The sequence below is a fragment of the Planococcus sp. SSTMD024 genome, from assembly GCF_041320495.1.
Taxonomy (GTDB): Bacteria; Bacillota; Bacilli; order Bacillales_A; family Planococcaceae; genus Planococcus.
The window spans coordinates 15251-32356 of record NZ_JBGGNS010000018.1 but is presented as its reverse complement, the minus strand read 5'-3'; the positions used below and the strand labels follow the sequence as shown (position 1 = coordinate 32356).

The window sequence follows — 17106 nt, the reverse complement described above, 5'->3', positions numbered from 1 at the left end:
GCGGCTTAAAACAACGGGTTTTCTTCTATGAATGCGTATATTTTCTTGGTCAACTCTTCAGGGGTGTCGGCTTCTACAATTTCGCCGTTCACGAGTGCAAAGAGGGATTCAGCACATTGGCTGCAGTAGCTCAAGCAACCATATTCGAGTACGTCCAGGTTCGGGTCCTGCTCCAGTTTTGCAAAAGACTCTTCCGAACCATTGGCGAGATTGCTCATGCAAAATTCAATAATCGGGTTCATTCCAGCTCACCTCACTACTAGGAAATCCTACCGTGTTTCCGTGCAACCGTCAATTAATTGATTTTGCCCGGAAAGGATTGTGAAAGTTATCACAATCAGCTATACTCATATTTGGAATCAAGAGCAGAATGACGGGCTAAAGGAGAATTATATGAAGAAATTAGTCTTACTAGGTGGCGGCTATGGCAATATGCGGGTTTTGCTTCGGCTCTTGCCGAATAATTTCCCGCAGGATATGGAAATTATTCTCATCGATCGTACGCCTTTTCACAGCATGAAAACTGAATTTTACGCACTCGCTGCAGGCACCGAATCCGACCACGAGGTACGCGTTCCGTTCCCTGAGCACGAACGCCTGAAAATCGTCAATGGCGAAATACGGGAAATCGGCCTGGAGGAAAAATGCATCTTCCTGGAAGACGGCCAGCGCATCGCTTACGATGAATTGGTCATCGGGCTCGGCTGCATCGACAAATACCACGGAGTTCCAGGCGCGGATGAATTCACGTACAGCATCCAGACGATCGGCAATTCGCGGAAAACTTATGAAGCCTTGCTTGGGTTAAAATCAGGCGCTACTGTAGGTGTTGTCGGTGCAGGGCTTAGCGGCATCGAACTCGCCAGCGAATTGCGCGAAAGCCGGAGCGATTTACAGATCAAGCTGTTTGACCGCAGCCCGCGGATCTTGCGTGACTTCCCGGAGCGCCTCAGCAACTTCGTCAAGAAATGGTTCGATAATAACAATGTCGATGTTGTATCCAACTCCAATATCACCAAAGTGGAGCCGAACTTGCTCTACAACCACGAGGAGACCATTCCGGTTGATGCAGTCGTCTGGACGGCAGGCATCCAGCCAGTCAAGCCGGTGCGCGACTTGAATCTGGAAAGCGACAGCAGCGGGCGCGTCATCATCAATCAATACCACCAATTGCCGAACGACGAGAATGTCTATGTTGTTGGCGACTGTGCGGCACTTCCGATGGCGCCTTCTGCACAGCTGGCGGAAGAACAAGCCGAACAGATCGTCAAAGTGTTGCGCATGAAATGGAAAGGCGAGGCCTTGCCTGAGACGATGCCGGAGATCAAGCTAAAAGGCTTCCTCGGCTCGCTCGGGAAAAAACAAGGTTTTGCCTACCTCGCAGACCGCACCGTCACCGGGCGCATTGCTCGTTTGATGAAATCGGGCGTCTTGTGGATGTACAAATGGCATAATGGGTAAAGAAAAAAGCGCTCCCCTGAGCGCTTTTTTAGTACGAAGATATCAGTTTCATTTTTAAACACAGGATTTTTTTGTAAATTAAACATATAGTATTATTCGTAAATCTTTTTGAGGAAAATGACTCGATATCAGTGAAGCGGAAGCCGGCGACTCCTGCGGGGACACCGCGAGCCGAAGACCCTGCAGGAGCGCGAGCGACGAAGCGGCTGAGGCCGTGCCCGCGGAAAGCGTCCGGCTGGAGCGAAACGCAAAAAAGCTGCCGAGGTTTCTCAACAGCCTGAAAAAAAAGCTCCCCGGAGCGCTTTTTTTATTTATTCAGCAGCCATAAAACCGTGTTTCTCGAGCTCTTGGTAGACAGGCTTTAATTGAATATAGCCTTCACCGACCACTTCTCCTTCGACGAGGACGAGCGGGTAGAAAAATTCATCTTCCAAGATACGCTCCGCGTACTCTTGCTGCTTTGCATCTTGCAGCGGTTTCTCAATATCGATATAGCTTATTGAAAATGGCTGGTCTTTGTATTTTCGTGAGATGGCCGCTTCAAGCCATTCGTAAGTATCCTTGGATGATGGGGCATTTACACAGCTGGCGCAGATCTGGTCGGTACCGTAAACCTCGATGTTCGGAATTTTTGTCATGGATATTGGCCTCCTGGAAATTCATTATTGGCTTTTTGTGCTTATTCACATTATAATGATTGTAATGAAAGGAGTCGATAGAAATGACTGAAGCTATGATGGAAGATCAAGTAATGGAAGTCTTAGATAAATTGCGGCCATTCCTTTTGCGCGACGGGGGAGACTGTGAATTGGTGGATGTAGAGGACGGTATCGTGAAGCTCCGCTTACTCGGTGCTTGCGGCAGCTGCCCAAGTTCAACAATCACGTTGAAAGCGGGCATCGAACGCGCGCTTGTCGAGGAAGTTCCTGGAGTCGTTGAAGTAGAACAAGTCTTTTAATATCCAGGGGCCTTTTGCAGGTCCCTTTTTATGTCCGCCATACGGGCGGCAAAATGGAAAAGAAAGGGTGAACGTAGATGACACAAGTTGTAGAAATTACAGAAGCCGCTTCTTTCCAAGTGAAGGAAATGATGCGCCATAATGAAGAGGAAGGTTCTTACCTGCGCGTGGCTGTAAAAGGCGGCGGTTGCAGCGGCCTGACATATGGCATGGGTTTCGAGCCGGAAGCGGCAGAAACGGACGATCAATACGAACAGCACGGCATCCGCATCTTGATCAATAAAGAAGATGCGCCGATCTTACAAGGCACCATAGTGGATTATAAGCAATCCTTGATGGGCGGCGGATTCACCATCGATAACCCGAACGCTATTGCCTCATGCGGCTGCGGTACGAGTTTCCGCACTGCGAAAAAAGCCGGAACGCCTGAAAACTGCTGATGCAAAAACCCGCTTTGTGACAAAAGCGGGTTTTTTTAATTTTCGCTTTTGTTACGCATCTCGTGTAAGGGCATTCAACTGTTGAAAAGCATTTGCAAAAGGGCTAATATAGAGGATAGGTGTTTACTGGAATCTGTTTCATTATTTCCGGTACATAAAATGACTTGAAGGTGGTTGCGATTGTGTTGAAAAGACCGTCAATATTAGTATTAGGTGCAGGCTATGGTGGATTGACCACTGTAGTGAATCTGCAAAAAGAATTTGGGACAGACGCTGCGGACATTACGCTCATCAACAAAAACGAATATCATTACGAAAGCACTTGGCTTCATGAAGCAGCAGCAGGAACATTGCTTCCGGAACAAGTGCGCTACGACATCACAGACGTCATCGATACTGGCAAAGTGAACTTTGTTCAAGCCACTGTCGAAGGCATCGACGTAGACAGCAAGAAAGTTTCGACTGACAATGGGGAATTCACATACGATTACCTTGTCATCGGCCTTGGCTTTGAAGGGGAAACTTTTGGAATCGAAGGACTCGACACATATGCGTTGTCGATCGCCAATGTAAAAGCTGCGCGTTATATCCGCGAGCATATCGAATTCCAATTTGCGACATGGTCCACGGAAGAAGTGAAGAACGACAGCCGCTTGACGATTGTTGTCGGCGGAGCTGGCTTTACAGGAATTGAATTCCTAGGGGAACTTGCAAATCGCGTGCCGGAACTTTGCAAAGAGTTCGATGTGCCGCGTGAAAAAGTCCGCGTTATCTGTGTAGAAGCTGCACCGATGGTCTTGCCAGGATTCGATCCTGAATTGGTAGACTATGCAGTCGGCCATCTTCAAGCGAAAGGCATTGAATTCTCCATCGGCACGCCTGTCGTCGAAGCGACTCCTGAAGGCGTGAAGATCAAGAAGAACGATGATGAGTTCGAATTCATCCATGCCGGCACAGTCGTTTGGGCAGCTGGTGTCCGCGGCAACCGCTTGATTGAAGAAACATCGATCGAAAGCATGCGCGCGCGTATTAAAGTCGAAAAAGACATGCGTGCACCAGGCTATTCTGATGTATTCATCGTTGGCGACTGCGCATTGATGATCAACGAAGAAACGAACCGCCCATACCCGCCAACTGCACAGATTGCGATGCAGCAAGGCGAGCGCATTGCCAAGAACATCAAAGCGCTTGCAGGTGACGGCTCGACAGAAGAATTCGTTCCTGACTTGAAAGGAACCGTCTGCTCTCTTGGCGATGAAGATGCGATCGGCGTTGTCTTCGGCAAGAAAGTGACAGGCAAACGCGCATCGTTCATGAAGAAAATGATCGACAACCGTGCTTTGTACATGATCGGCGGGCCTGGCCTTGTCTTGAAAAAAGGTAAATTCAACGTACTATAAAAATGAAAGCCTCCCAGTGCGGGGGGCTTTTTTTCACATAGTGAAGGGAGTGGCAGCCATGTCAAGAAACAAAAGGGGAGATGTCTGGCTCGGCGCTGCCGGGCTGGTCGTAAACCAACGAAACGAATGGCTCGTCGTCAAGAAGCGATACGGCGGGTTGCACGGAAAATGGTCGCTGCCTGCAGGGTTTGTTGAAAAAGACGAAACGATCGACCAAGCGGCGTTGAGGGAAGTGAAAGAGGAAACGGGGATCGACTGCGTCTTGCTTGGCATGATCGGTTTCCGCTCCGGGGTCATCAAGGGAAGGATTAGCGACAATATGGCGGTATTCTTGCTGCGCCCGCTTGAAGATGAGCAAGTTATCCTGGCCCAGCAAGAAGAGCTCTACGAAGCCGCCTGGCGCTCTCCTGAAGACTTGTCGGAAGATGAAGATGCCTCGGTTATGCTCCATGAAATGGCTTCGTACATAGTAGAGGAAGGATTCGAGCCAATCGAAGACGTCGACCCTGGCCATATTTTTGGCTACACCGATTACAAATTGTTTTTCCGGCATAAGTAAAAAAATCGATATTAATAAACAGATTATTTCGAAAAAGTAAGGATGATTGAGAATAAAAGAGAATAATGAAGATAAAGGCGTTTGTATCCGTTTACAATCGCCCTTTTTTATTTGCAGCGTTCAGCGATACGTGATATATTACCAATTATCAGAATATTAAAAACAACAGAGGAGGTGTTTCGAATGACAGTCTTCAAGAAAAGAACAACTGGCAACCATTGCCCATACTGCGCGGGCCAAGGATATTTCCAATTACGGTTGGGCGGCTCCGAAACGTGCTCCTGCTGTTCAGGGTCCGGTAAAAACAAATAAACTGTAAAAATACGAAAGAGCAGCTGCGATAGCTGCTCTTTTTTATATGGCCGGGGCTTCTGTGACAAAGTCATGAATACTGTTCCTCCACATTGAAAGGGCTTTGGCTTTCGGGTAAACTGAGGAAAGGAATAACGGAGGTTAGAGTCCATGAACAGTTCATTTACCATTGTCCAATTGATCATTTCCATCTTGCTTTTTTATGTGATGTTTTTCGGCATCGGCTTTTTGCTGAACATGCTGCTGCGCATGACGTGGCTGATGGCGGTCGTATATCCGGTTGTCATCCTGCTCGTCATTGACGATGTCGGCGTATTCGATTATTTTACGGCCCCAGGCGAGTCTTTTGCGATGCTCGGGGAAACGGTCCGTTCGTTGACGGGCAGTGACATTGCGGTCCTGACAGCCGGTTTTCTCGGGGCAGTCACTTCTGGAATCGTCATGAAAATATTGCGCAAGATGGGGTATCAAATGTTTTGATTCCGCTTGTAAAGAAGCCGGTCCGCAATTGCGGACCGGCTTTTTTCTAGAGCATGCTGTAGAAAACGACGGACAGCGCGATTCCTGTTAATGCCCCCATGAATACTTCACTCGGTTTATGGCCGAGCAGTGTCTTGAGTTCCTCGATTTTCTCTTCTTCTTTTTTCGTGGGCCATTTACGGGTTTCTTCCATGAAATTATTTAAATCCTGGCGCAAGCGGTTGATCGTCAATGCTTGTTGGCCTGCCTGGAACCGGACACCGGTTGCATCATACATGGTGATCACCGCAAACAAGGCGGACACCGCGAATACCGTGGATGAAATGCCTGCCTCATAAGCGACCGCGGTTGTCAGTGATGTCACTGCGGCAGAATGAGAACTCGGCATTCCGCCAGTTGAGGTGAAAAGTCCCCAACTCAATTCCCGGGTAACCGCGTATTGAATGGGAATTTTAACAAATTGGGCGAAAAAAATCGCAAACAACGCAATCATCAATGGCGTATTGGATAAGAGTTCCATTTGGCAAGCAGCCCCTTCCACTTAAATTCCGTACAGAAAGTATACCATATGGCTCTGGCAGCACGCGCTTCATCCTGCTATTACGGAAGCCGAAGTAATGTTACACTGGATATGCAGTTAAAAGGAGGATACGTATGGAAATCAATGTCTTGAAACCTACAGAACAGAACGAAGCAGAAATTCTAATCGTCGGCTTGAGCCGCCACCCTGAGAACGCGGAAGGATGGGAAGCGTTGGAGAAGCGCTTTGATGGGCGCCTTTCCGGCTGGATCAAAAGCGGTTTGTCATTCGATTCGAAATCGCTGAGCATTTATCCTACCTTAAAAGGCGATATCCCGCGTGTTTTATTCGTCGGGATCGGCGACCGCAAAAAACTGACGGAAGAAGATTTGCGCGCTCTATTCGGCATAGCCGGTAAACAATTGGTCAAGGAAAAAATCCGCCATGCCGCTATCTACACAGCCTCTTTCGAAAATGAGGAAGTAAGTGGCGAGCAAGTCGCGCATGTGGCGGCAGAAGGCATCCAGATGGGCGCTTACCGCTTCGCCGATTACAAAACCGGTTCGAATGAAGTGGATCACCGTCTGGAATCGCTGAGCTTTTTGACCGGCCAGCCGGCAGATGCCATCCGCCATGCCGCATTCGTCGGCACAGTCCATGCGGAGGCAGTCAACGAAGCAAGAACGCTCGTCAATATGCCAGCGAATGTCCTGACAGCGACAGCGATGGCGGAATACGCACAAGAGCTTAGCGAAGCTTACGGGTTTGAAACGGATATCCTTGGGCGCAGTGAAATCGAAGAGCTCGGCATGGGCGCGCTGCTTGCGGTCAACCAAGGATCTGTTGAAGAACCACGTTTGATCGTCATGAAATACAAAGCGACCGACACTTTCGAAGCACCGCTTGCACTCGTCGGTAAAGGCATCACCTTCGACACGGGTGGTTATTCCCTCAAGCCAAAAGACGGCATCGTCGGCATGAAAGGCGATATGGGCGGAGCTGCGACTGTGCTCGGCGCAATGCGTATCATCGGAGAGTTGAAGCCGGCTAAAGACGTGGTCGCTGTCATTGCATCCACAGACAACATGGTGTCAGGCAATGCCTTCAAGCCGGATGATGTCATCACGTCGATGAGCGGCAAGACCATTGAAATCCTCAATACCGACGCAGAAGGGCGTTTGGTATTGGCGGATGCCGTGACATATGCGAAACAGCTCGGTGCAAGCCAAGTGGTGGATGTGGCGACGTTGACAGGCGGTGTCATTGTCGCACTCGGCAAAGACAAAACGGGCGCGTTGACGAACGATGACGCGTTTTACGGAAAACTGCTGGACGTCTCGAAAAAAACGAGCGAGTTCATCTGGCAATTGCCGCTCACTGAAAACGACAAAAAGCGGCTGCGCAAAAGCGATGTCGCCGACTTGAACAATTCACCCGGACGCGACGGCCATATGATTTTCGGCGGAGGCTTTGTCGGCGAGTTTGTCGGCGACACGCCGTGGATCCATCTGGATATCGCCGGAACTTCACACGCGGATGCGGCGCATGATTTGGGCCCTGCAGGAGGTACGGGCGCCATGGTGCGAACACTTGCGTTATTTGTGGAGAAGTTGGGCAATAAGGAATAAAAAAACTGCAGCCAAATCGGCTGCAGTTTTTTTATTCGTTTTCCAATTCTTCCTGCTGGTTGTTTTTGCGTTTTTCAATTGCTGGGCCCATATCGTCGCGTACAGTTTCTTCCGCGACTTTGATGCCCGTCATATAAGCGGCACGGCCGATCAAATGACCAGCGACGGGCTGCGTGATGAACAAGAACGCGATGGCAATGACCATCTGCGTATTGAATATGCCTTCATTAAACCAAAAATGGACGAAGGTGCCGAGCAGGATCGATAATACACCGAGTGTCGAGCTCTTAGAGGCTGCGTGTGTCCGTGTGTAGACATCCGGGAGCCTGATGAGCCCGAGGGCGGTGACGGCGCTAAACAGGACGCCAGTGCCGATTAAAAGGATGATTAGGATATCAACGAGGATCTCGATCGAAAATCTCCCCTCTCTCCAGGAATTTCGCAAAGGCGGCCGTTCCGATAAAGGACAGGATGCTCATCAGCAAAATGACCTCCAGGAAAAATTCCGTCTCAATGATCAAGGATAACAAAGCGACGATCGACACGAGTGTCACGCCGATTGCATCGAGTGCGACGACGCGGTCTGCAACTGTCGGGCCCTTAACGAGGCGGAATAGAAGGCCAGCGAAAGAAAAACTGACGATCATCAAAGCGATCCAATAAAACAGTATCATGACCGGCTCACCTCCAGTATTGCCCGTTCAAATGTATTCTTGATGGATGACACGGCCGAATCGATGTCTTGGAAATCCAAGGCATGGATGTACAGGCGTTTCTGGTCTTCGGAAATGCCGATGACCAAGGTGCCGGGCGTTAACGTAATCAGCGCGGACAGCAAAGTTACTTGCCAGTCGTTGCTGAGTTCCGTTTCCATTTCAAAAATGGCTGGTTTGATGTTCATGTTCGGGCGGATGACGATGGAAAGAACCTGGATGCTCGACATGAACAGTTCACGAAGGAACAATAGGAACAAAGAGATCAACGCCCATACGCGAAGAATATACAAGCGTTTTGAGAAAAAACGGCGCATCAGGATAATGACACCGAGGCCGACCAAGAAGCCGATGACGAATCCGGAAGGAGTGAACGACACGGTCATGAACATCCAGACGAGCGCCAAAAAGAAATTCAATAGAACTTGTAAAGACATAGTGACCTACTCCTTTAATACCGCATCAATATAGAGCGATGGATTCAGCAGCACTTCACCTGCGTCCGAAATGAACGGCATGAAGAGTTCCGCACCGGCGCCAAGGAATACAGTCAAGGCGACGAGTATAGCTGTCGGGACAAACATCGACAGATAATGTTTTCGATCGATTGTAACAATCTTGGCAGGTTCTCCCCAGAATGCGTAAATGAAAATCCGCACGACGCTGAGCAACACGAGCAAACTGGTCGCAAGTATTACGAGGCTGCCCCAGAAATGGGTGCCTTCAAAGCCGCCTTGGACGATCAGCAATTTGCCGGGGAAGCCGCTGAGCGGGGGGATTCCGGCGAGGCCGAATGCCGCAACGAGGAAGGTCCAGCCAAAGAGCGGGTAGCTCTTGATCAAACCGCCCATCTTGCGCAAATCACTGGTTCCGAAAATGACGGTCAAGATGCCGACCAGAAGGAACAGCGCCGCTTTGATGAGCATATCGTGCACCAGATAGAAAATGGAACCTTCGACACCCGCTGCGTTCATTTGCGAGATACCGAACAAGATGACGCCGACTGCGATGATGATGTTGTAGATGATGATCTTTTTCACATCAAAATACGCCAGGGCACCGACACAGCCTGCAAGGATCGTCAAAATTGCGATAATCGCCAGTAATTCGTGCGTAAATCCGGTATTCATCGTGAAGAACAGCGTGTATGTCCTCATGATGGCGTAGACGCCGACTTTCGTCAGCAAGGCGCCGAACAAGGCGAGAATCGCCATGGGCGGTGCGAAATAGGAACCTGGCAGCCAGAAGTAAAGCGGGAAAATCGCCGCTTTAAAACCAAAGACGACCAGGAACAGGACGGCAATGACCGTCAAGATGCCGACAGCTTCGATTTCAGGAATCTTGACAGCCAAATCAGCCATATTGAGCGTTCCTGTGACCGAATACAAATAAGCTACTGCTGAGACGAACAGGGCGGATGAAATGATATTCACCAGCAAATATTTGATTGATTCGCGCAGCTGCGGTTTTTCTCCGCCGTGGACGATCAACGCATACGAGGCCATCAAGAGCACTTCGATAAAGACGAATAAATTAAAAATATCGCCTGTCGTAAAGGCACCGTTGACTCCAGTCATCAAAAACAGCACGGCAGGGTAGTAAAACGAAACTTCGCGTTTCACTCCGATAGTTGGAATGCTGAAGAAAAGCACAAACAATGTAACAATTGTAGAGCTCAACACCAACAGTACGGATAGCATGTCCGAAACCATCGAAATGCCAAACGGTGCCGGCCAGCTCCCGAGTGTAACTGCTTGGACCCCATCGGATGAAACTTTGGCCATGAGCCAGATGGTGACAGCGAGTGTCGCAAAAACACCGATGATTGAGACCAAGCGTTGCAGATGCAACCTTTTCGGGAAGAGCATTAAAATAGTCGCAAAAATCAAAGGGACAACAATAGGGAATAGCGCTAAGTTACTCATAATCTTCTGTACCTCTCAATAGCTCCATATTGTCTGTCCCAAGTTCCTGATAGGCGCGGTAGGCCAGGACAAGAAAGAACGATGTGACAGCGAAGGAAATGACGATTGCTGTCAAAATCAGCGCTTGCGGCAGTGGGTCGGCATAATCAGCTGCAGTGACGCCGTCAGCCACGACCGGGGGAGCTGATCCACCGAGCCCGCCCATGGTCAACAGCAGCAAGTGGGCGCCGTGGCTCAAGAGGCCTGTGCCTATGATAATACGGATCAAACTTTTCGATAGCATTAAATATACAGCCGCCATGAACAATAAGCCGATGGCAACCGACATGACTATTTCCATTATTCATCCTCTCCAATCGTTTGAATAATGGTCATCGTTACTCCTACAACAACCAAATAGACGCCTATATCGAACAACAATGCCGAGTGCAGGGACGTTTCGCCGAACAGCGGCAAATCGAAATAATCATAGGCATGGGTAAAGAATGGTACATCAAAAAAGATGGAAGCAGCTGCTGTCGCAATCGCAATCAATAACCCGAAAGCAGTCAAGACAACGTAATTGATTGGCAAGACCTTATTCACGGTAGGGATATCGAATGCCAGCATCAGTAAGACTATTGCGCTTGTCGTCAGCAGCCCTCCTACAAAGCCTCCGCCGGGGGTATAATGCCCTGCGAAGAAAATATGGACAGCAAACATCAGGATGATGAAGGTCACCACTTTCGTGGCGGTTTGAAGCATGACATCATTTGTTCTCATGCTGACCCTCCTTTTTCGTGAGTCGAAGGCGGATCATCGTAATAATTCCGATGCCCGCAATGCCGAGCACTGCGATCTCGAACAAAGTATCGAAGCCGCGGTAATCGACGAGAATGACGTTGACGATATTCCCGCCGCCAGCTTCTTTATATACGGTTTCCTTATAAAACTCGGAAATCGAAGGCATAGCTTTCTGTGAATGGGCCGACAAGGCGACCAAGGTCATCGTGACGCCGACGCCAAGTGCGACGAGTGCATTGCCGAAACGGAATTTCATGCGCTCTTCCTTGCGGCTGATCTGTGGCAAATGGTAAAACGCCAGCAAGAACAAAGCGACCGAGATGGTTTCGATGACGAGTTGCGTCAATGCCAAGTCAGGGGCGCGGAAAATGACGAACAGCAAAGCTACAGAATAACCGACAGCACCAAGCGCGATAATGGCGGTCAAGCGTGATTTGGAGCCAAGTATAGTCAAAGTTGCGCCGACCAATGCCAACAGGATGACAATTTCGTAGATGCCGATAGGCGCCAGATTATTGAAATTAACCTGGAATGCTTCATTCAGGAACAAAGTCAATAAAACGATAAACGTCATAAAGCTGAACATATACACCAGGTAGGTGCGGATGAAGCCTGTCATATACAATTTAGAAAAGCGGTTGGCCCCTCCGTCGCTGAGCAGCATCATTTCATCATAAAGGCGATTCAATGAAATGGCATCAGGATACAGGTCGTAGAGATGCTGCCATTTGCGCAGCGTCCAGAACATCAAACCGCCGATCGCAAAAATACCGAGCGTCATGAACAACTCTGTATTGAATCCGTGCCAAGCCGAAACGTGGATGTCCACATTCTGCGGGGAATCATAAAGGAACGGCTGGATGGCGGCCACGGCCGGTTTCACAAGCCAATCCCCGATCAAGTTCGGGATGAAGAAAATGATTACGACCAATGCGGCAAGGAAGACCGGTGAAATAAGCATGCCGATCGGCGCTTCATGCGCTTGTTTCGGCAATTGATCCGGCTGATGTTTGCCCGCAAAGGTATGGAATACGAAATACAAGCTATAAATGAACGTGAAGACCGAGCCGACCCAAGCGATAATCGGGAACAAGACCCACCAGACGTCCATTGAGAACAGATTGAATTCCTGCAGCGACAGCATCGCCGTCAAGAACATTTCTTTACTGAGGAATCCGTTGAAAGGCGGAAGGCCCGCCATCGACAAGGAGCCGATCAACGCGACGGTAAAACTGACCGGCATCAAACTCATCAAACCGCCGAGTTTGCGGATATCGCGCGTCCCGGTTTCATGGTCGACGATGCCCGCGATCATGAACAGGCTTCCTTTGAAGGTCGCGTGGTTAATCAAATGGAAAACCGCCGCGAACGCTGCGTATTTGAGATAAGTATCGGCAGCGCCTTCTACGTGATAGGCGGCTGCGGCGACACCGAGCAAGGACATGATCAGCCCAAGCTGGGAGACGGTCGAGAAAGCCAGGATCCCCTTCAGGTCTTTTTGCTTCAAGGCGAAGAACGACGCCCACACCATCGTGAACAATCCGACCCCGGCGACTAGCCACATCCACACTTCAGACAGGGCGAAAACAGGAGTCAAGCGGGCGACCAAATAAATGCCGGCCTTGACCATCGTTGCGGAGTGGAGATAGGCGCTGACAGGCGTCGGCGCTTCCATCGCATCCGGCAGCCAGATGTAGAACGGAAACTGTGCTGATTTCGTAAAGGCGCCGAGCAGCACGAGGACCAATGCCCAGATGAAGAAGTCGTGCTGAGCGAGTTCCGGTGCCTGGGCGATCAACTCGCGGATCGAATACGTGCCGCCCATGATGCTGAGCAACACAAATCCCCCAAGCATCATCAAACCGCCGAAGACGGTGATCATCATCGACTTCAATGCGCCGAATCTGGAGCGGTCACGCGTATACCAATAGGCGATCAACAGGAATGAGGAGATCGACGTCAATTCCCAGAACAAGTACAGCGTAATCAGATGATCCGATTGCACGACACCAAGCATGGCGCTCATGAAGATCAATAGATATACATAGAAATTATGTAGTTGTTCGCGGTGCTTGTCCAAATAGAAAATCGAGTAAAGCACGACAAGCGCGCCGATTCCGGTGATCAGCAAGGTGAACAATAAACTCAACCCATCGAGGTATGCGACAAAGGCAATATCGAGGGAAGGGATCCAGGAAAGTTCAGATACGTAAGTGCCACCTTCCATAACTGAGGGAAGGCGGGTGGCGTAGTATAAGAACAGCGCTGCCGGAACCAGCAAAACGAACCAGCCTGTATGGATCTGGCCGAGTCGTTTGAATAGCAGCGGAATAAACAGCGCTGCAAGGATCGGTATGAAAATCAGAAATACAAGAGACAAATGAATCCTCCTTCCAAAGTGGTACGTGATGAGTTTCTAATTAAAAAGTATAACGCATTGGGAGCGGTTTTGCACCGCACACCCTCGCGGCGAACAGGAGGAGCATGAAGATTTCTTGCATTTTGTAATAGGAAGAAACTCGGTAATCTGACTATTGCGAATTTAAAAAGGGCATAAAAAAGAAGCGGCTGAGGAAAGCGTTCTTCTCTCAGCCGATTCTTTTTTTACAGCATTTAGGAATGTTTCAATTCCTGTTCCAAGAGCACATCTTCGAAATCCTGTTCCGGCTGTTTTTTCGTATACCAGAGGAACACGAAAGCGAAAACGAATAATGATCCCGTAACGATAAAGACGGAAGAAATTCCGATAAACCCGCTGACAATGCCGCCGAACATCGGGCCGACGATATTGCCGAGAAAGCGGAAGCTCGTGTTATAGCCTATCACTTCCCCTTGGATGTCAATCGGTGCTTCGCGGCGCATCAAGGCAGTCGTTGTCGGAATCATGCCGCCGACCGCTACCCCGAAGAACAAGCGCAGGATGATGAGCTGCCACAGTTCGGTGACGAAAGCTTGCGGAATGATGAACAAGAACGCGAGCAGCAACAGCAAGCCGAGAATCTTTTCGTAACCGACCGAGTCCCCGAGCCGCCCCCAGAGCCTAGCGAACAGCAAATTGCCGACGCCCGTCGCGCTGAAGGTGACCCCTGCGAGAAAGGCCACTTGCGCGGTGCCTTCAGTCAATTCCGCCACATACAAAGACAATAAGGGCTGGATGCTGAAATTGCCGATTTGGATCAATGCCGTGATGATCATGACATTCAGCAGCAAGCGGTGGTGCAGGATGCCCTGGATGACTGTGCTGCGCGCATAGACATGGGCATCTTTTCGTTTCGGCTTGCGGATTTCTTGGAGCCCGAAGACGACAAACAATGCGGCGATGCCGATAATCGTAGCGGTGATGAGGAACGTGTAAGTAAAGCCGAACGCATCGGCCATCAAGCCGCCGAGCACCGGCCCGAACAAAGTGCCCGACACGCTTCCCATTTGAAGCGTGCCCAGCGTTTTGCCGGCCGTCTCCTTGGATGTCTGGGAACTGACGAATGCGAGCGAGGTCGGGATAAAGCCCGTGACGATGCCCATGAATAGGCGGATCATAAACAAGCCAAGAACGGAGTCAGCCGTCCCCATCAAAAAGATGCTGGTGGCAATCCCGAAGCCGTTGATGATCAAGATCGGCTTGAAGCCGTATTTGTCTGCAATGCGCCCCCACACCGGCGACATGAACAACGCGGCGACGAAGGTCACGCCAAATACCAGCCCCGACCAGCGCTGGACATATTCATCGGAAAAATTGCCGAGTGATTCGATGTACAGCGACAAAAACGGCATAATCATCGTCGTGCTGCCGGCGACCAGGAAATTGGTGAACATGATGATGTAGAAATTTCTTTTTTGAGTATCCAGTTGGAACCCCTTCTTTCTGAAAACCAAAACTCTTCCTATATTATATTATAGTTCGTTACCCGAAAAAAGCAGAATAAATTACCGCTGTATTCTGAATTATTCTATGCTAGAATAAAGCGGGGTGAAACGAAATGAAAAAAAGTTTATGGTCAGCAATGCTCATGGTCTCTGCAATTGCGCTAACAGCTTGCGGAAGCTCGGGAGAACAACAAGAGACAGGCGGCACGGAGCCTGCTCCAACAGAAGAAGTGCAAGGCTATCCGCAGCTTGAACCAGGCATAACGGAAGAAACGATTGTGGATATGAATACATCAGAAGGCACGATCCGCATCCGGCTATTCCCGGAAATCGCACCAAAAGCGGTAGAGAATTTCCTCGGGCATGCGGAATCCGGTTATTACGACGGCGTCATTTTCCACCGCGTCATTGAAGGCTTCATGTTGCAGGGCGGTGACCCGACCGGCACAGGAAGCGGTGGCGAAAGCATTTACGGCGAGCCGTTCGAAGATGAATTCAGCGATCAGCTATTCAATTTCCGGGGCGCTTTGTCAATGGCAAATGCCGGGCCGGGAACGAACGGCAGCCAATTCTTTATTGTACAGGCAAAAGAAATAAAAGAAGGCAGCGCCTCCGATTATCCAGAGGAAATCACTTCCGCATACGAAGAAATGGGCGGGACGCCTTGGCTGGATGGGATGCATACCGTCTTTGGGCAGGTCGATGAAGGGATGGACGTCGTCGACAAAATCGCTTCAGTCGAAAAAGGGGCGCAAGACAAACCGCTTGAAGACATCGTCATCGAATCGATTGAAATCATTGAGCAATAAGACAAAAGCTATCGCCTCGAGCGATAGCTTTTGTCTGTTTATCGTAAATCATCAACGGAGTGCGCGGATGACCCGGCTGACGCCATCTTCCAAGGTCTGTCTCGGACACGCGATATTCATGCGCAGGAAACCGCGGCCGGCTTCACTGTATTTCGATCCCGGTTCGAGCGCCACTTTGCCCTTTTCAAGCAAGCGTTTCATCACTTCGTCTTCAGTGAAGCCGAGCGCCCGGTAATCGATCCATAATAAGTAAGTCGATTGCGGCTTGCGGATCTTCAAGCCGGGGACTTCCCGTTCGAGCCGATCCACCGCATAATCGATATGGTGCGCTAATACTCCGAGCAATTCGTTCAGCCACGGCTCACCATGTTCATATGCGGCTTTCCATGCAACAGGCGCAAAAGCATTCAAAGAGCCAGAGCCGTGTGCTTGCATATGCTGTTCCAAAAGCATGCGCTTTTTTGGATCTGCAGCGACAATCATGGCCGCTTGAATGCCGGCCAAGTTGAAAGTTTTCGTCGGGGCGATACACGTGAAAATGCGGTTTCGTTCACTGCCCGCAACTGACAGGAGCGGGGTATGGGTTTCGCCTGTATAGGTCAAATCGCTATGGATTTCATCCGAGAGGACCAAGACATCATGTCGTGCGCATAACTGGACGACTTTCTTCAATTCATCCACAGTCCATAACTTGCCGCCAGGATTATGCGGATTGCACAAAATGAACAAACGGGCTTTTTCGAGCTTGGCTTCGAAATCAGCCCAATCAATCGAATAATCGCCATCTTGTTCGATCAGTCGGGAATACAGTACTTCACGCCCTAAATTTTTAGGGATGGAGAAAAAAGGTGGGTAAACAGGCGGCGTGACCAGCACGTGATCCCCGGCGCCGGTGAAGACATCGATGATGCTTGCCATGGCGGGAATGACGCCTTGATGAAACAGCATCCAATCCGTTTCAACAATTAAGCTGTGGCGCTTAGCCAACCAGTTCGCAGCTGCCGTTTTGCATTCCTCGCATATATAGGAGTAACCGAAAATCGGATGTTCCAATCGTTCGCGCAAAGCGTCAGTCACTGGAGGCGGCGCAGGAAAATCCATATCCGCGACCCACATCGGCAAAATGCCAGATGCATCCTGGATTCCGTAGACTGACTCCATCCGCCCCCATTTAACGGAACGGCTGTTACTGCGGTCATGCACTTGTTCGAACAAATTCAAAACAATCTCCTCATTTCTTTTGGGTTTCTATGA

The 17106-nt window shown here is 49.8% G+C and carries 21 protein-coding genes; 9 read left to right on the top strand and 12 right to left on the bottom strand.

What is annotated here, in order from left to right; all coding sequences use genetic code 11:
- Positions 1-5: 5 nt before the first annotated feature.
- Positions 6-242, bottom strand: coding sequence for a YuzB family protein (locus AB9R92_RS03075; RefSeq protein ID WP_370668054.1), 237 nt, complete (start codon positions 240-242; stop codon positions 6-8).
- A gap of 151 nt (positions 243-393) precedes the next feature.
- Here AB9R92_RS03075 and AB9R92_RS03070 point away from each other — a divergent pair, with 151 nt between their 5' ends.
- Positions 394-1461: an NAD(P)/FAD-dependent oxidoreductase gene (locus tag AB9R92_RS03070; protein ID WP_370668053.1), complete on the top strand. Its 1068-nt coding sequence runs from the start codon at positions 394-396 to the stop codon at positions 1459-1461.
- Between the two features lie 311 nt (positions 1462-1772).
- On the opposite strand, the gene AB9R92_RS03065 is transcribed toward AB9R92_RS03070, so the two are convergent.
- Positions 1773-2099 carry a YuzD family protein gene (locus AB9R92_RS03065; RefSeq protein ID WP_370668052.1) on the bottom strand — a complete coding sequence of 109 codons (327 nt, stop codon included), beginning with the start codon at positions 2097-2099 and terminating at the stop codon, positions 1773-1775.
- An 83-nt stretch (positions 2100-2182) separates the two neighbouring features.
- Here AB9R92_RS03065 and AB9R92_RS03060 point away from each other — a divergent pair, with 83 nt between their 5' ends.
- The 6 genes from AB9R92_RS03060 (at position 2183) to AB9R92_RS03035 (ending at position 5610) form a co-directional block, all read left to right on the top strand.
- Positions 2183-2419, top strand: a complete 237-nt coding sequence (locus AB9R92_RS03060) for a NifU family protein (protein WP_058381195.1) — start codon at positions 2183-2185, stop codon at positions 2417-2419.
- A gap of 77 nt (positions 2420-2496) precedes the next feature.
- Positions 2497-2859 carry a HesB/IscA family protein gene (locus tag AB9R92_RS03055; RefSeq protein ID WP_274841767.1) on the top strand — a complete coding sequence of 121 codons (363 nt, stop codon included), beginning with the start codon at positions 2497-2499 and terminating at the stop codon, positions 2857-2859.
- Between the two features lie 185 nt (positions 2860-3044).
- Positions 3045-4259: an NAD(P)/FAD-dependent oxidoreductase gene (locus AB9R92_RS03050; RefSeq protein WP_370668182.1), complete on the top strand. Its 1215-nt coding sequence runs from the start codon at positions 3045-3047 to the stop codon at positions 4257-4259.
- Between the two features lie 58 nt (positions 4260-4317).
- Positions 4318-4818 carry an NUDIX domain-containing protein gene (locus tag AB9R92_RS03045; RefSeq protein ID WP_370668051.1) on the top strand — a complete coding sequence of 167 codons (501 nt, stop codon included), beginning with the start codon at positions 4318-4320 and terminating at the stop codon, positions 4816-4818.
- A gap of 183 nt (positions 4819-5001) precedes the next feature.
- Positions 5002-5130 (top strand): YuiA family protein, encoded by a 129-nt coding sequence (locus AB9R92_RS03040; protein ID WP_370668050.1) that lies wholly within the window; start codon positions 5002-5004, stop codon positions 5128-5130.
- 150 nt (positions 5131-5280) lie between these two features.
- The gene (locus AB9R92_RS03035; RefSeq protein ID WP_370668049.1) at positions 5281-5610 is read left to right on the top strand and encodes a YuiB family protein; all 330 of its coding nucleotides are present in this window, start codon (positions 5281-5283) and stop codon (positions 5608-5610) included.
- Between the two features lie 46 nt (positions 5611-5656).
- Here the strand turns inward: AB9R92_RS03035 and AB9R92_RS03030 are convergent, their stop codons facing one another.
- Complete coding sequence (locus AB9R92_RS03030; RefSeq protein WP_370668048.1) at positions 5657-6130, bottom strand: divergent PAP2 family protein; 474 nt, start codon at positions 6128-6130, stop codon at positions 5657-5659.
- 134 nt (positions 6131-6264) lie between these two features.
- Here AB9R92_RS03030 and AB9R92_RS03025 point away from each other — a divergent pair, with 134 nt between their 5' ends.
- The gene (locus tag AB9R92_RS03025; protein WP_370668047.1) at positions 6265-7758 is read left to right on the top strand and encodes a leucyl aminopeptidase; all 1494 of its coding nucleotides are present in this window, start codon (positions 6265-6267) and stop codon (positions 7756-7758) included.
- A gap of 31 nt (positions 7759-7789) precedes the next feature.
- On the opposite strand, the gene mnhG is transcribed toward AB9R92_RS03025, so the two are convergent.
- The 8 genes from mnhG to AB9R92_RS02985 all read right to left on the bottom strand — a co-directional run bounded on the left by mnhG (position 7790) and on the right by AB9R92_RS02985 (position 15025).
- On the bottom strand, positions 7790-8203 hold the full coding sequence (gene mnhG / locus AB9R92_RS03020) for a monovalent cation/H(+) antiporter subunit G (RefSeq protein WP_237150705.1): 414 nt from the start codon (positions 8201-8203) through the stop codon (positions 7790-7792).
- Complete coding sequence (locus tag AB9R92_RS03015) at positions 8154-8432, bottom strand: Na(+)/H(+) antiporter subunit F1 (RefSeq protein WP_370668046.1); 279 nt, start codon at positions 8430-8432, stop codon at positions 8154-8156. Before AB9R92_RS03015 ends, mnhG begins: the two co-directional genes overlap by 50 nt.
- On the bottom strand, positions 8429-8908 hold the full coding sequence (locus AB9R92_RS03010) for a Na+/H+ antiporter subunit E (RefSeq protein WP_370668045.1): 480 nt from the start codon (positions 8906-8908) through the stop codon (positions 8429-8431). The genes AB9R92_RS03015 and AB9R92_RS03010 overlap by 4 nt, the downstream gene beginning before the upstream one ends.
- A 6-nt stretch (positions 8909-8914) precedes the next feature.
- Positions 8915-10396, bottom strand: coding sequence for a Na+/H+ antiporter subunit D (locus tag AB9R92_RS03005; protein ID WP_370668044.1), 1482 nt, complete (start codon positions 10394-10396; stop codon positions 8915-8917).
- Positions 10389-10736, bottom strand: a complete 348-nt coding sequence (locus AB9R92_RS03000; RefSeq protein ID WP_370668043.1) for a Na(+)/H(+) antiporter subunit C — start codon at positions 10734-10736, stop codon at positions 10389-10391. Before AB9R92_RS03000 ends, AB9R92_RS03005 begins: the two co-directional genes overlap by 8 nt.
- Positions 10736-11158, bottom strand: a complete 423-nt coding sequence (locus AB9R92_RS02995; protein ID WP_370668042.1) for a Na(+)/H(+) antiporter subunit B — start codon at positions 11156-11158, stop codon at positions 10736-10738. The genes AB9R92_RS03000 and AB9R92_RS02995 overlap by 1 nt, the downstream gene beginning before the upstream one ends.
- Entirely contained in the window at positions 11145-13559 is a 2415-nt protein-coding gene (locus AB9R92_RS02990) for a Na+/H+ antiporter subunit A (RefSeq protein ID WP_370668041.1), read from the bottom strand. The genes AB9R92_RS02995 and AB9R92_RS02990 overlap by 14 nt, the downstream gene beginning before the upstream one ends.
- Positions 13560-13792: 233 nt before the next feature.
- A complete protein-coding gene (locus tag AB9R92_RS02985; RefSeq protein ID WP_370668181.1) occupies positions 13793-15025 on the bottom strand; it encodes an MFS transporter in 1233 nt (410 codons plus the stop codon).
- A gap of 131 nt (positions 15026-15156) precedes the next feature.
- On the opposite strand from AB9R92_RS02985, the gene AB9R92_RS02980 reads away from it, so the two are divergent.
- Entirely contained in the window at positions 15157-15852 is a 696-nt protein-coding gene (locus AB9R92_RS02980) for a peptidylprolyl isomerase (protein WP_370668040.1), read from the top strand.
- A 51-nt stretch (positions 15853-15903) separates the two neighbouring features.
- Here AB9R92_RS02980 and AB9R92_RS02975 read toward each other — a convergent pair whose 3' ends face one another.
- Positions 15904-17073, bottom strand: coding sequence for a MalY/PatB family protein (locus AB9R92_RS02975; RefSeq protein WP_370668039.1), 1170 nt, complete (start codon positions 17071-17073; stop codon positions 15904-15906).
- Between the last annotated feature and the right edge of the window lie 33 nt (positions 17074-17106).